Raw genomic sequence first — 14,046 nt, 5'->3', positions numbered from 1 at the left:
CGTTCAGGATCGGTTACGTACGGTGACGCCACTATCGTTGATCGGGTGTACACCACGATCCCGCAGGCTCTCGCCTCAGCGGTCCGGCGCGACCCCACGACGCCCCTGCTGACCTGGTACGACGACGCCACCGGCGACCGCACCGAGCTGTCCGGAGCGACCCTGGACAACTGGGTCGCCAAGACCGCGAACCTGCTGATCGACGGCCTCGGCCTGACCGGCGGCGAGGCGGTCGCGGTGCTGCTCCCGCCGCACTGGCAGGCCGCGGCGATCGTTCTCGGCGTGTCGTCGGCCGGCCTCGCGGTCGCCCTCCCGGGCCGCCCGCAGCCGGTGGATGCCCTGTTCACGACCCCGGAGCGGGCCGCCGAGGCGGCGGCCTGGGCGGCCGTCGACCGGTACGCGACCGGGCTCCTGCCGCTCGCCATGCCGCTCCGCGAGGTGCCCCCGGGTTTTGTCGACTATGTGACAGACGTACGCAACTACGGCGACCACTTCGGCGGCGCCCCGGTCGCCCCGGACACCCGGGCGCTGGCCGCCCCGGTCGAGCTGAGCCACCTAGCCGTCCTGCGCACCGCCACCGAGCGGGCAGCCGAGCTGGGCATCACCACCGGCGACCGGGTGCTGATCGACACCCGCGCCTACCCGGACCCGGCCGACTGGCTCTTCGCCCCGCTGGCGGTGGGCGCATCGGTGGTGCTCTGCGCCAACCTGCACCCGGCCAAGCTGGAGGCCCGCACCACCGCCGAGAAGGTCACCGTCGTGCTGACCGCTTGACGGCGAGCTCCTCGAAGGCGCTCAGTGACTCCGGGTTGGCCAGGGCGCCCTTGGCCGCCGCCGACTCGACCGGGGTGCCGGTCAGGATGCGCTTCACCGGCACCTCCAGCTTCTTCGCCGACAGGGTTCGGGGGACCGCCCGTACCTGGTAGATCTCGTCCGGGATGTGCCGGGGGGACAGGGCGGTGCGCAGTTCCCGGCGGATCCGGCCGGTCAGCTCGTCGTCCAGCTCGCGGCCCTCGGCGAGGACCACGAACAGCAGCAGCTCGCCGTTCGGGTTGTCATTCTGCTCGAGGTGTACGACGACCGAGTCGACGATTTCGTCCAGGCCCTCGACGACCGAGTAGAACTCGGCGGTGCCCAGGCGCACGCCGCCGCGGTTGAGGGTCGCGTCCGAGCGGCCGGTGATCACGCAGCTGCCGTCGGCGCCGATCGTGATCCAGTCTCCGTGCCGCCACACCCCGGGGTAGACGTCGAAGTACGCCTCCCGGTAGCGCTTGCCGTCCGGGTCGTTCCAGAAGCCGACCGGCATGCTCGGCATCGGCGCCGTGATCACGAGCTCGCCGAGTTGGTCGATCACCGGGTTGCCCTCGGGGTCGTACGCCTCGACCTTGGCGCCCAGGCAGCGGCAGGCGATCACGCCCTCGGTCACCGGGTGCAGCGGGGTGGAACCCACGAAACCGGTGCACACGTCGGTGCCGCCGGAGAGGGACTGCAGCTGCAGGTGGGTGCCGACCGCCTCGTACACCCAATCGAAGCCCTCGGGCGGAAGTGGCGCACCCGTGGAACCAACCGCCTTCAGTCCGGATTTTTCCGGGCGTAGCCCGGCCTTGCGGCAGGCCATCAGGAAGGGCGCGCTGGTCCCGAAGTACGAAATGTCGGCCGCATCCACCAAGTTCCACAGAGCCGACATGTCGGGAAAGCCGGGGTTGCCGTCGAAGAGGACGATCGAGGCGCCCACCGCCGGCGCGCTGACCAGGAAATTCCACATCATCCAGCCGGTCGTGGTGAACCAGAAGAACCGGTCGGCCGGCCCGAGGTCGTGGTGCAGCGCCAGGATCTTGAGGTGCTCCAGCAGGATGCCGCCGTGCCCGTGCACGATCGGCTTGGGCAGCCCGGTCGTCCCCGAGCTGTACAGCACGTACAGCGGGTGATCGAAGGGCACCGGCTCGAACGCCATCGGCTCGTCCCCGTGCAGCTGAGCCCAGTTGCCGTTCAGCGAGTCGAGGTAACCGATCGTGATGACGTGCTCGATCGACGGGATCGCCGTGGTGATCGCGTCGACCTCGGCCGTCCGCGAGATCGGCTTGTCGCCGTACCGGTAGCCGTCGACCGCGACCAGCACCTTCGGCTCGATCTGGCTCCACCGGTCGATCACGCTGCGGCTGCCGAACTCCGGCGCGCAGGAGGAGAAGATCGCGCCGAGACTCGTGGTGGCGAGCATCAGGACGTACGTCTCCGGGATGTTCGGCGCATAGGCCGCAACCCGGTCGCCCTTGCCGACCCCGCGGGCCTTCAGCCCGGCACGCACGCTGCGTACCTGGTCGCGGAGCTGCCGCGCACTCAGCTCGATCGGCTCACGACTTTGCGAGTACGCGAGGACCACCGGATCGTCATCGCCGCGGCCCGGCATCCGCAACACGTGCTCGGCGTAGTTCAAGGTCGCGCCCGGGAACCAGCGAGCCCCCGGCATGGTGGCGTCGGCCAGTACCGCGGTGGGCGGATCGTGGCTGACGACCTCGAAGTAGTCCCAGATCGACTGCCAGAACCCGGGCAGGTCGTTCACCGACCACTCCCACAGCTCGGGATAGCCCGCGAAGCGCCGACCGCGCGCCTCCAGCCAGCGCAAATAGTCCCCGATGCGGGTGGTCTCGCGAACGTCGGCCGGCGGTTCCCACAGCACTGTGCCCGTCATGCACACACCTTAACTATTGTTCAACCTGATCTCTGAGCCTCTCGAACGCGCTGCCCGGAGTCCAGGTAGCCGATCGACACACCGGGCCCTCGGATATGTGGGCTGATCGGCCGTCAATCGTGGCCGCGCGGCGGAGCCGAACCGCCGCTTTCTGCTGGTGCAGTCGGTCAGACGGCTACTTGCCCGGCGCGGGTAGCGTCCTGAAGACAGAACCACCCGGGGAGACAACGTTGCGCCACATCAGGTCGATCCTGTATTCGCTCGTCCTGGCGCCGGCCGCCTGGGTGCTCACCGCCGTCGGGCTGACCGGCGACCTGACCGCGCGCGGCCGCGACGGCTTCGCCGTGGAAAACTTCACCGGCCTGCTGCTGTTGCTGCTGGCCGGCGCCGCGTACGGCATCCTCGTGCTGGGCCCGTTCTCCCCGGCCGGCCCGCTGCTGGCCGGCGTGGTCTACCTGGCGATCTCGGCGTGGGCGCTGACGGCGCCGGCCGCCTATGCCGACGTCTGGCCGGCGGCGGTGGCCAAGAACGGATTCGATCTTTCGCGTCCGGGTTACGGCCTGGCGACCATCCTTGCGGTGCCATTGATCTGTACGGCGTTGAGCGCGCGCCGCTGGGCGAAGTACGAGCCGCCCGTCCTGCCGCTGATCGGCCAGATCGGCCGGGCCCGCGGGGCGGCGCCCGCGCACGGCACGCCCCTGTCGATCGCCCAGACGACGGTGATCGGCACGGGCCTCTCCACGACCGACCCCGAGCCGACAACGGTGCTACGCCTGTCCTCGGCCGACTCGACGACGGCGGTGGTTCCGGCGTCCTCGGCCCCCGCCCCGGCCTCGGCCTCGGCCGACTCCACGACCGCGGTGGTTCCGGCGGCGCTGGCCTCGGTCGACTCGACGACCGCGGTGGTTCCGGCCGCCTTGGCCTCGGCCGATTCGAAAGCCGTCGTCGTGCCGGCCGCGGTGCTGGATGAAGACCCGACCATTGCGTGGTCGGTGCCGAAGGCCTTGGCCGCGCTCGTCGTCGCGGACGAGGACACGGCCGCGGTGGCCCACCCGGCCGATGAGGCAGTCACCGTCATAGACGTGTCGGCCGGCGATCCCACGGAAATCGTCCCGCCGGCGCATGGCCCCGCCGAGGAGCCGACGCAGTTGGTCGCTGTGGAGGCCGTGGCCGACAACGAGCCGACAGAGTCCGTTGCCGAGCCCACGGAGATCGTTGCCGCCGAGGAGCCGACGGAAGCGGTCGTCGACGCGGAGGTGGCGGAGGTGGTCGAGGCCGACGACGTGATCGACGCCGTTGCCGCCGGGGAGCCGACGGAAGCGGTCGTCGACGCGGAGGTGGCGGAGGTGGCGGAGGTGGTCGAGGCCGACGACGTGATCGACGCCGTTGCCGCCGGGGAGCCGACCGAAGTCGTCGCGGACGAGGAGCCGACCCAGGTCGTGGCCGAATCCGGGACCGCCGAGCCAACCGAGGTTGCGGACGATGCCGTCCCGTCCGAGGTTGCGGGCGATGAGGCGCCAACCTCGGTCGTCATCGAAGCCGAGGACGAAGTGGTGGAGGCCCCGCCGGCGGACGACGATCTCACCGAGCCCACCGCGACGGCCGACAGCAAGCCCGAGGAATCCGCGGCGCCGGACGACGACGCCGCGGAGCCGGAAGCGGCGCTGGAGGGCGCTGACGACGAGACGACCGTGGCCGATGCGGTGGCGGATGAGGAGTCGGGCGAGGACGAGGCGACCGTGGCCCTTCCGGCGGCGGGGGTGGAGCGGACCGAGGTCATTCGGCTGCCGGTGGCCGACAACGGTGAGAAGACGCAGGTGGTCCGGCTCCCGGTGGCCGACAACGGCGAGCGCACCCAGGTCGTGCGCCTCCCGGTGGCCGAGGTGGTGCCGTTCCCGGCGGTGGACCCGGAGGAGAAGACCCAGGTCATCCGCCTGCCGCAGGTGTTGCAGTTCCCGGTGCGTTCGCCCGGCGCGGAGCCCGGCCAGCGAACCCGCGACCTCTCCAACCGCGCCACCGGCGACGTCGGCGGCGACGAGACCCAGGTGATCCGCCTGGCCGGCAAGCAGGTCGACGACGAGAAGACCCAGGTCATCCGCCCGGCCCTGGTCACCCACGCGGACGAGCGGAGCGAGGTGCTGGCGTTCCGCGCCCCCAAACTCCGCGACGCGACACCCCCGCCGCCCACCGACAGCATGGCGCCCACGTCGCCCGCCGGCAGCGCAGCACCCACGTCGCCCGCCGGCAGCGCAGCACCCACGTCGCCCGCCGGCAGCCCGGCGCCCACCTCGCCCGCTGGCAACGTGGCGCCCGTGTCGCTCGCGAATGTCAAGGCGCCTGCGTCGATCGCCGACGCCGAGGCCCCGAACTTCGCCGAGGACCCGACCAGCCCGATCACGCTGTCCTCCCGAAACGGCGACGAGGCCGGCGAGGCCCGCGGGCGTTCGATGACCGTGATGAAGATGGAACGCCCCCCGGACGACCCCGACGAGGAGACCACCCGTCTCGAGATCCCCACCCAGCGCCGCCCCGGCACCGACGAGTAGCGCCCTGGTCAGGTTAGGCGGGCGAGGGCCGGCGGGATCTGCCGCGTGGTCGCCGAGGCGAGCGGAGTGGGCAGCGCGTCCGGGTGGAACCACCCGAGTGCCGACGACTCCTCGCTGATCTGTTCGGTGGCGCCGGCCGGGCAGCGCACCAGGAACCGCACGTCATAGTGGGCGGACGCGGTCGCGGGCGTCCCGTCGCCGGCGCCGCAGCGGACCTCGTGCACGTCCACGTCGATCGGCACCGGGTCGAGGACCAGGCCGTCGATCCCGGACTCCTCGGTGGCCTCCCGCAGCGCCGCCGCGGCCAGGGTGGCGTCGCCCGGCTCGCAGTGCCCGCCGAGCTGCATCCACTTGCCGAGCCGCCCGTGCAGGCAGAGCAGCACCCGCCCGTCGCCGTCCACGACCAGCGCGCTGGCCGTCACGTGCCCGGCCCGATGCGCCCGAGTCATCGCCTCCGGCCCGTCGGCGAGGAGTTCCAGCGTCCGCTTCCGAGCCAGGTCACCCTCCTCGGAGGTGGCCACCCACTCACCCAGCACCCGTACCGCGTCGGCATAAAGCTCGTCGTTCATGCGGCTGCTTCCTGGGCGGAGAGTCCGAGCCGGATGCCGTCCTCGTGGGGGAGAGGGACCGAAACGATCGACTCGGCGGCGAGGGCGGTCCGCAGCCGGTGGGCGTCGGCGCCCAGCCGCATCAGACCCGCCGGGCTGGTGTCGAGCGTCGTAAGGTGCAGAGCCGCCGTCGCGCCGTTGTGCGGCAGGACCTCGCCTGCGGTCACGGTCGTCGTGTGGCCCAGGGCGCCCGAGACCGCGGCGAGCGCGCGCTCGATCGCCGCCGGGTCGACCGGGACGCCGGCCAGATGCGCCTCCTCCGGCAGCCGGGCGGCGTCGAGCAGGCCCGCCGCGCGCGCCTCGGCCGTCCCCAGGCTGAACATGTCGCCGGCCGCATCGCGAAGCAGGGCTGTCGCGCCCGCATCCGCCGTCGCGCCCGAGTCGGCCGTGGCGAAGAAGCCTCGCACGACCGCCACCGGTACCTGGTCGCACTTGCCCTTCACCAGCTCGCCGGCCGCGGCCAGTTCGTCGATCACGGCCATCTGGGTGATCTGCAGTTCATTGCCGTACGGGTCGGTCTCGCCGCGGTGATCGCGGAACGGGGCTATGCCGGCCGCGCCCAGCGCCACATCCGTCAGGCCGTTTCGCCAGGTGCGACCCATCGTGTCGGAGACCACGACCGCCACCGACAGGCCCCGGGCGCGAAAGCCGTCCCGCAGGCGGCGGGCCGACGCATCCGGGTCGGTGGGGAGCAGGACCAGGTGGGTCTTGTCGACGTTGGACGCGTCGATGCCGGCCGCCGCCATCACGAAGCCATGGTGGGTCTGCACGATCGTGGTCGGACCGCGCCGGGCCACCACCCGCCTCGTCTCGGCGGCCAGCGCGGCCGCCCGGGCCTCGTCGCGCTCCGGGCCGTCGGCCGGGACCTCGACCAACTGGCCCTCGGATTTCGAGATGATCTTGCTGGTGACCACCAGGACGTCGCCGTCGGCCAGCCAAGGTGCGGCGGTGGCGATCAGCTCGACCAGGTCGTCGCCGGGGGTGACGTCGCCGATGCCGCGGACCGGCCGGATCTCCAGAGCGTCGGGCGTCACGCGACACCGGCCAGGGACAGCGCGTCGGCGACCATCTGGGCCGTCGCCTCCTCGGAAGTCATCCAGAGCGGCACCGCCCGGGTCGGCACGCCGGGCACCGCGGCGGCCGCGTCGGCGGTGTCGACCAGCCAGCCGTCCAGCAGGCCGTTGTCGCCGCGGGGACCGTACAGCGCGCCGACGCCGGCGGCCGAGACCTCGACGCCCAGGGTGGCCAGGCACTTGTCGGCCATGCCGCGGATCGGGGAGTCGCCGATGATCGGGGAGACGCCGACGACGGGCGCCGGGCCGCTCGCCACCGCGTCGCGGATCGGGTCGACGGCGAGGATCGGGGCGATGCTGACCACCGGGTTGCTCGGGGCGATCAGCACCACATCCGCCGTGGTGATCGCGTCGACCACGCCGGGGGCCGGTTTCGCCGCGTCGGCGCCGACGAACACGAACCGGTGAGTGGGCACGTCACCCCGATAGCGGACCCACCACTCCTGGAAGTGAATCGCCTTGCGCTCGCCGTCGACATCGACCACCACATGCGTCTCGAGCCGGTCGTCGGTGGCCGGGAGCATGGTCAGGCCAGGTTTCCAGCGCTCGCACAACGCCGCGGTCACCTGGGACAGCGGAAAACCGGCGGCGAGCATCTGAGTTCGTACGAGATGGGTGGCGATGTCCTTGTCGCCCAGGCCGAACCACGACGGCTCGACGCCATACGCCGCGAGCTCCTGTTTCACCACCCAGGTCTCGCCGACGCGGCCCCAGCCCCGCTCGGGGTCGTGCGCGCCGCCCAACGTATACATCACGCTGTCGAGATCGGGGCAGATCTGCAGGCCGTGCAGCCGAACGTCGTCGCCGACGTTGACCACCGCCGTCACGTCGGCGCCGATGGCCCGGGCATGGGCGCGCACACCGACGAGGAACTTCGCGCCGCCGATGCCACCGGAGAGAACCACGATCCGCATGGGGTTCATCCTTCCGCACGGGTATGACAAATCCGCCCGCCGGGTATCAGGTGGCCCATGCGCGGGCGGTCTACGCTGGGCCGACCCCACCCATCGTCCGTCAGGGAGAACCAGTGACCAGCCAACCGCAGCCCGTGCCGGGCGAGGTCAAATCGGCCGGCCAGTACCTTCGCCCGCTCCGCGACCTCGCGGCGTACGTCTTGGTCGGAGCCACTGCCGTCTTCTTGTTCCTGGCGGTGGTCGACCTGATCGGCGACGGTTTCGGCTACCGCACCCAGGGCAGCTTCGGCAATTTCATCAACCTCGTGACGATCGGCTTCCCGCTCGCCGCCGTGCTGCTGTCCCTGCTGGTGCAGCCCCGGCATCCGAAGGCGCAGCTGATCGTGGTGGCCGCCGCGGTGGAGTACGCGGTGATGGCGCTGTTCGGCGTCTTCTTCGGCGTGCTGTTCGGCCTGATCAACGAGGCCGACCACAACGGCGCCCGCAGCGCGCTGGAGGGGCTGCTCAGCCGGGTCGCCTGGCTCGCCGTCTTCGGGGTCGCAGCCTTCGCGGTCTTCCAGATCTGGCGCAACATGTTCTTCACCCCGCGCCCGAAGCCGCAGCCCGGCATGTACGGCCAGCCGCAGTACAACCAGCCGGGCACCTACCCGGCCCAGCCCGGCTACGGCCCGCCGCCCGGCCAGCCGGGCCCGGGCTACCCGCCGCCGCCCGCCCCGGGCTACCCGCCGGCCCCGGGTCAGCAGGGCTTCGCCCCGGCCACGTACGGCCAGCCCGCCCCCGCGTGGAACCAGCCGGCCGCCCAGATCCCCAGCCCGAACGCCCCCACCTCGGCCGCCCCGGCCGGTACCAGCTACCCGGCGCCCGCCTCGGCCGCCCCCGCCGGCACGACGTACCCGGCGCCCGCCACCCACCCGGCGCCCGCCGACCCGACCCAGGTGGTCCCGCCGGAGCAGCCCGACGACCGCACCCAGAAGCTCGGCGACGAGCGCCCCGGTTTCGGCCCGGCCGGGGAGGATCCGCCCCGGCAGTGAATTCCCGAACGCTGCCGTGTCCTATGCCACTGCGCGCACCCGGGCACCACCTGCACAACCGGGCACAATCCGGCCTAGGCTGCTCTGGTGGTAGAGGTCATTGAGGAACCGGTTCCCACCGAGGCGAGCATCCGCCGCGCCCTGCGCCGCGCCGCCGACGGCAAAGCGATCAACGCCGAGGAGGCGACGGCCCTGCTGGCCGCCGCCGGGGAACGCCTCGACGACCTGCTCGCGATCGCCGGCGGTATCCGGGACGCGGGCCTGCGCGAGGCCGGCCGGGCGGGCGTCGTCACGTACTCGAAAAAGGTCTTCATCCCGCTGACCCGGCTCTGCCGCGATCGCTGTCACTACTGCACGTTCGCCACCGTGCCGCACCGCCTGCCGGCCGCCTTCCTGGAGCGCGAGGAGGTCCTGGAGATCGCCCGCCAGGGCGCCGCGCAGGGCTGCAAGGAGGCGCTGTTCACGCTGGGCGACCGCCCCGAGGAGCGCTGGCCGGCCGCCCGGCAGTGGCTGGACGAGCGCGGTTACGACTCCACCCTCGACTACGTGCGGGCCTGCGCGATCGCGGTGCTGGAGGAGACCGGCCTGCTGCCGCACCTGAACCCGGGCGTGCTGAGCTGGGCCGACCTGCAGCGGCTCAAGCCGGTGGCGCCGAGCATGGGGATGATGCTGGAGACCACGGCGACCCGGCTGTGGTCGGAGCCGGGCGGTCCGCACTACGGTTCGCCGGACAAGGAGCCGGCCGTACGGCTGCGGGTCCTCGACGACGCCGGCCGGGTGGGCGTCCCGTTCACCACCGGCATCCTGATCGGGATCGGCGAGACCCGGGCCGAGCGGGTCGACGCCATCTTCGCGATGCGCCGGACGGCCCGCGAGTTCGGGCACATCCAAGAGGTCATCATCCAGAACTTCCGCGCGAAGCCGGACACGGCGATGCGTGGCATGCCCGACGCCGAGCTGCGCGAGCTGGCCGCGACGGTGGCGGTGGCCCGGGTCATCCTGGGCCCGCGGGCGCGCATCCAGGCGCCGCCCAACCTGATCGACGCGGAATTCGACCTGCTGCTGCGGGCCGGCATCGACGACTGGGGCGGCGTCTCGCCGGTGACCCCCGACCACGTCAACCCCGAGCGCCCGTGGCCGCAGATCGAGCTATTGCGCGAAAAATCGGCCGAAGCCGGATTTGTCCTGCGAGAGCGCCTGACGATCTACCCGGAGTACGTCAAGCGGGAGGGCTGGTTGGATCCCCGCTTGACCGCCCACGTGGCGGCGCTGGTCGATGAAAACGGGCTGGCCAGGGAAGACGCGCCGGTGATCGGCCGCCCATGGCAAGAGCCCGACGATATTTCGGGAAATGGGCGAATTGACCTCTTCGCAACGATCGACACGACGGGGCGTACGAGCGATCGCCGTGGAGATTTTGACGACGTCTACGGCGACTGGAAGGAAGTAGCCGCCCACATCAAGACCGGCACCGAGCAGTCGACCCCCACCGACGTCCTGGCCGGACTGAAGCTGGCCGCCGAAGACCCCGCCGCCCTCCTCCTCCCGAAGCACGAGGATAAGGCGATGGCGCTGTTCAACGCCGACGGCTCGGCCCTCGACGAACTGGCCCGCATCGCCGACGACCTGCGCAAGGAGGTCAACGGCGAGGACATCACGTACGTCGTGAACCGGAACATCAACTTCACCAACGTCTGCTACGTGGGCTGCCGCTTCTGCGCCTTCGCCCAGCGCGAGCAGGACGCCGACGCCTACCGGCTCTCCGTCGAGCAGGTCGCCGACCGGGCCGAGCAGGCCTGGCAGGACGGCGCCTCCGAGGTCTGCATGCAGGGCGGTATCGATCCGAAGATGCCGGTGACCGCGTACGCCGATCTCGTCCGCGCCGTCAAGCGGCGGGTGCCCGGCATGCACGTCCACGCGTACTCCCCGATGGAGATCGTCACCGGCGCCTCGAAGGCCGGCGTGTCGATCCGGGAGTGGCTGACCGAACTGCGCGAGGCGGGGCTGGACACCATCCCGGGCACCGCCGCCGAGATCCTCGACGACGACGTGCGCTGGGTGCTGACCAAGGGCAAGCTCCCGGCCAGCACCTGGATCGAGGTCGTCACCACCGCGCACCAGCTGGGCATCCGATCCAGTTCGACCATGATGTACGGCCACGTCGACCACCCGCGGCAGTGGCTGGGCCACTTCCGGGTGCTGGCCGGGGTGCAGGACGAGACCGGCGGCTTCACCGAGTTCGTGGCGCTGCCGTTCATCCACACCAACGCCCCGATCTACCTGGCCGGGATCGCCCGGGCCGGCGCCAGCTGGCGGGAGAACAGGGTGGTGCACGCGATGGCCCGCATCCTGCTGCACGGCCGGATCGACAACATCCAATGTTCCTGGGTGAAGCTTGGCGACGACGGAACCCGGGTAATGCTCAACGGCGGTTGCAACGATCTTGGCGGCACGCTGATGGAGGAGACGATTTCCCGGATGGCCGGCTCGGAGCACGGCTCGGCCCGCACGGTCGCCGAGCTCAAGGAGCTCGCGGCGGCGGTGGGGCGTCCGGCAGTGGAGCGCACCACAGTCTACGGACGGCGCTGATCACCAAGGTCACAAATCGGGTTAAATTGGGCATGACGCGCCGCGGCGGCGTAACCCTGTGCGGCTCCTGAGAGATAGGGCAGGAACGGGACCACGACGCGCCGAAGGCGCGCCGGGGAAACGGGCCTATTTATCAGGTTCGGCTTGACGACGCACGTCTTACACGCGTGTAATTTCGGTGGGGTTGCGAGCGGGAGGGGTACCGGCTCGCAGAAAACACGCCGCGTGCGTGGGGGGTCAGCGCCGGCAGCGATGCCGGCGCGGAATTGGGAGGCACGCCGATGGAAGCGCAGGTTGAAGGGGTAGACCTGCTCGGGGACGCGCCCGAGTGGCAGGAGCGGGCGCTGTGTTCGCAGACCGATCCGGAGGCCTTCTTTCCGGAGAAGGGCGGATCGACCCGCGAGGCGAAGCGGATCTGCGGCCGCTGCGAGGTCAAGGCCGAGTGCCTGGAGTACGCGCTGGGCCACGACGAACGCTTCGGCATCTGGGGCGGGCTCTCCGAGCGCGAGCGCCGCAAGCTGAAGCGACGGGTTGCTTGAGCGAGCTCAGCGCTTAAGAGAGCTCGTCGGGATCCACCCCGAGCAGGTTGGCTACCTGCTCGATGATCACATCGTGGACGAGGTCGGCGAGGTCCTCGCGGTCCATCGCCCGGAACTCCAGCGGCCGCCGGTAGAGCACTATCCGAGGGGGAAGCTCCTGCCGGCCGGGCCGCCCGGGCAGCAGCCGGGCCAGCGGCACCTCGCCGTCCTCGAGCACGTCGGAGTCGTAGACATTCAGGTCGGGAGGCACATCCTCCACCGCGAACTCGACGCCGGCCAGCTCCTTGGCGTAGCGCCGCTCGAGGCTCTCGACGGTGTCGAGCACCAGGTCGTCGAAGATTTCGGCCTTGGTGCGGGCCAGCGGGACGGTGGCCGGGACCAGGCGGCCGCGGAGACCGCGACCGTGCCGGTCGCGCCGGGCCGGGTGTCCCGGGCCGGTGGTGCGCGCCGCCCGGTCACTGCGGCGGCGCTCGGGGCTCGTGGTCACCCATCCAGCCTAGTCCTACGACGGCCGCGCAAGGCGCAGCCGTGTTCCGCCGCGTGTCCCGAAAGAGCGGAGCGGCGTCCCGAAAACGGGCGGAAATGCAATTCGCTCCTTAGGGGCGGCGTGTCGACCGAATCGTGATGCGCGGCGGGTCGGCGTGTCGCACGTTATCGCCCCCCACGCGAGCCCGCGGGGCGATAACGTGCCGCCGTGAGGTCCCCACGGCGCTGCTCCCGGAACGGCTGTCCCCGACAGGCGGTCGCCACACTGACCTACGTCTACAGCGATTCGACCGCCGTCGTCGGCCCCCTGGCGGCGTTCGCCGAACCCCACACGTACGACCTCTGCGAGCCGCACGCGCGCAGCCTCACCGCCCCCCGAGGCTGGGAGCTCGTCCGGCACGACGGCGATTTCGCGCCCCCGCCCCCCACCACCGACGACCTGGTCGCCCTCGCCGACGCCGTGCGCGAGGCGGCCCGCCCGCCCGCGCCGCCCCCGCGCTCCGACGAGCAGGATCTCCCCGGACACCAGACGGGCCGGCGGGGTCACCTGAGGGTGATCCCACCGGCCCACTGACCGGCGTTACATGCCGATCAGCTGGAAGCGCTTCTTCAGCCACGGCACCAGCGTGTGGTACGCGGCGATGGTGTCCGGCTGCGCGTAGTCGTGCGACAGCACGATCGCCCCGGCGTGCGTGTTGTGCTCCACCTTCGCGATCACTCGGGCCCGGTGCTGGGCGTGCGTCTCGCCCTTCGGGTGGTCCCAGTCGCGCGGGTCGACCTTCCAGTAGAGCGAGCCCATCCCCAACTGCTTGGCGATGGCCACGATCTGCGGCGTGAAGTTGCCGCCCGGCGCCCGGAAAAACTTGACCTTCGCGTTCGGCGCGGCCTTCAGGATCGCCGCGTTGGTCCGGGCCATGTCCGCCCTGATCTGGTCGGGCGTCTTCTTGCCGAGCTTGAGGTCGTGGCTCCAGGTGTGGTTGCACACCGTGTTCCCGCCGGCCACGATCTGCCGTACCAGCGCGGGGAATTTCGCCACGTTCTTGCCGACCAGGCAGAACGTCGCGTGCACGTGCTGCTGGGCCAGCAACCGCAGGATCTGCGGCGTCTCCGCCGGGTCGGGGCCGTCGTCGAAGGTGAGCGCGACGGCCTTGCCGCCGGTGACCATCCGGCTGCCGCCGGGCCCGGAGCCCTGCCGCGCCGAGACCGTGACGATCTTCTGCTTGGCCGACTCGGTGGCCTTCGCCGGCGGCTTCCTGGTCTGTTGCTGCTTGGCCGGGCTGGGTGCCGAGGCCGCGGGTTTTGCTTGCGTACGTGCCGAAGATGTCTCGTCCGCGGCGGCGCGCCCGGCCAGCCCCACCATCAGCAGGGCTATCCCGAACAGGACCAGCTTCTTGGATCGCGACAACCGCATCAAACCCTCCCCAGGCGGTTCAAGTGTCATTACTGGCGACTCGAACCACGACACTGCCTGGTGGAAGCGCTCCAATGCCAGCGGCCCCCGCTGCATCGGCACGTTTTCGGGATCTGCGTCACGCGATCGGAGAAGAACAATTCCGATTTTTCGCATTTTT

General features: G+C 71.2%; 12 protein-coding genes. 6 read left to right on the top strand and 6 right to left on the bottom strand.

The window, feature by feature from the left end:
• Positions 1–45 precede the first annotated feature (45 nt).
• Complete coding sequence (locus IH26_RS0105545) at positions 46–774, top strand: TIGR03089 family protein (RefSeq protein WP_030435012.1); 729 nt, start codon at positions 46–48, stop codon at positions 772–774.
• Here the strand turns inward: IH26_RS0105545 and IH26_RS0105540 are convergent.
• Positions 752–2,689: an acetoacetate--CoA ligase gene (locus IH26_RS0105540; RefSeq protein WP_030435011.1), complete on the bottom strand. Its 1,938-nt coding sequence runs from the start codon at positions 2,687–2,689 to the stop codon at positions 752–754. The genes IH26_RS0105545 and IH26_RS0105540 overlap by 23 nt on opposite strands.
• Before the next feature lie 230 nt (positions 2,690–2,919).
• On the opposite strand from IH26_RS0105540, the gene IH26_RS0105535 reads away from it, so the two are divergent.
• Positions 2,920–5,235 carry a hypothetical protein gene (locus tag IH26_RS0105535; protein WP_030435010.1) on the top strand — a complete coding sequence of 772 codons (2,316 nt, stop codon included), beginning with the start codon at positions 2,920–2,922 and terminating at the stop codon, positions 5,233–5,235.
• Positions 5,236–5,243: 8 nt separating this feature from the next.
• Here the strand turns inward: IH26_RS0105535 and IH26_RS0105530 are convergent, their stop codons facing one another.
• From IH26_RS0105530 to cofD, 3 genes are read right to left on the bottom strand one after another with little or no spacing between them, the layout of a single operon-like run.
• On the bottom strand, positions 5,244–5,804 hold the full coding sequence (locus IH26_RS0105530; RefSeq protein WP_030435009.1) for an NUDIX hydrolase: 561 nt from the start codon (positions 5,802–5,804) through the stop codon (positions 5,244–5,246).
• Positions 5,801–6,877 (bottom strand): coenzyme F420-0:L-glutamate ligase, encoded by a 1,077-nt coding sequence (locus tag IH26_RS0105525; RefSeq protein WP_034213803.1) that lies wholly within the window; start codon positions 6,875–6,877, stop codon positions 5,801–5,803. Before IH26_RS0105525 ends, IH26_RS0105530 begins: the two co-directional genes overlap by 4 nt.
• Complete coding sequence (cofD, locus tag IH26_RS0105520) at positions 6,874–7,830, bottom strand: 2-phospho-L-lactate transferase (RefSeq protein ID WP_030435007.1); 957 nt, start codon at positions 7,828–7,830, stop codon at positions 6,874–6,876. The genes IH26_RS0105525 and cofD overlap by 4 nt, the downstream gene beginning before the upstream one ends.
• 113 nt (positions 7,831–7,943) lie before the next feature.
• On the opposite strand from cofD, the gene IH26_RS0105515 reads away from it, so the two are divergent.
• From IH26_RS0105515 to IH26_RS0105505, 3 genes are all read left to right on the top strand, one after another.
• Positions 7,944–8,861, top strand: coding sequence for a hypothetical protein (locus IH26_RS0105515; protein WP_051807580.1), 918 nt, complete (start codon positions 7,944–7,946; stop codon positions 8,859–8,861).
• Positions 8,862–8,948: 87 nt separating this feature from the next.
• Entirely contained in the window at positions 8,949–11,450 is a 2,502-nt protein-coding gene (locus tag IH26_RS0105510) for a bifunctional FO biosynthesis protein CofGH (protein WP_030435005.1), read from the top strand.
• 281 nt (positions 11,451–11,731) lie between these two features.
• Positions 11,732–11,989: a WhiB family transcriptional regulator gene (locus IH26_RS0105505; protein WP_014688021.1), complete on the top strand. Its 258-nt coding sequence runs from the start codon at positions 11,732–11,734 to the stop codon at positions 11,987–11,989.
• Positions 11,990–12,002: 13 nt separating this feature from the next.
• Here IH26_RS0105505 and IH26_RS0105500 read toward each other — a convergent pair whose 3' ends face one another.
• Entirely contained in the window at positions 12,003–12,476 is a 474-nt protein-coding gene (locus IH26_RS0105500; protein WP_030435004.1) for a metallopeptidase family protein, read from the bottom strand.
• Positions 12,477–12,683: 207 nt separating this feature from the next.
• Between IH26_RS0105500 and IH26_RS0105495 the strand changes: the two genes are divergently transcribed.
• Positions 12,684–13,049 (top strand): DUF3499 domain-containing protein, encoded by a 366-nt coding sequence (locus IH26_RS0105495; protein WP_030435003.1) that lies wholly within the window; start codon positions 12,684–12,686, stop codon positions 13,047–13,049.
• A 6-nt stretch (positions 13,050–13,055) separates the two neighbouring features.
• Here IH26_RS0105495 and IH26_RS0105490 read toward each other — a convergent pair whose 3' ends face one another.
• A complete protein-coding gene (locus tag IH26_RS0105490; RefSeq protein WP_030435002.1) occupies positions 13,056–13,886 on the bottom strand; it encodes a polysaccharide deacetylase family protein in 831 nt (276 codons plus the stop codon).
• Positions 13,887–14,046 lie beyond the last annotated feature (160 nt).

The organism is Actinoplanes subtropicus (genome assembly GCF_000721705.1).
GTDB lineage: Bacteria > Actinomycetota > Actinomycetes > Mycobacteriales > Micromonosporaceae > Actinoplanes > Actinoplanes subtropicus.
The sequence above is the reverse complement of the archived record's forward strand: the minus strand, read 5'-3'. Positions and strand labels throughout refer to the sequence as shown.

Bases quoted from the DNA above. Each gene is read 5' to 3' on its own strand.
- IH26_RS0105490 (WP_030435002.1), bottom strand. From the start codon at position 13,886: ATGCGGTTGTCGCGATCCAAGAAGCTGGTCCTGTTCGGGATAGCCCTG.
- IH26_RS0105540 (WP_030435011.1), bottom strand. From the start codon at position 2,689: ATGACGGGCACAGTGCTGTGGGAACCGCCGGCCGACGTTCGCGAGACC.
- cofD (WP_030435007.1), bottom strand. From the start codon at position 7,830: ATGCGGATCGTGGTTCTCTCCGGTGGCATCGGCGGCGCGAAGTTCCTC.
- IH26_RS0105505 (WP_014688021.1), top strand. From the start codon at position 11,732: ATGGAAGCGCAGGTTGAAGGGGTAGACCTGCTCGGGGACGCGCCCGAG.
- IH26_RS0105530 (WP_030435009.1), bottom strand. From the start codon at position 5,804: ATGAACGACGAGCTTTATGCCGACGCGGTACGGGTGCTGGGTGAGTGG.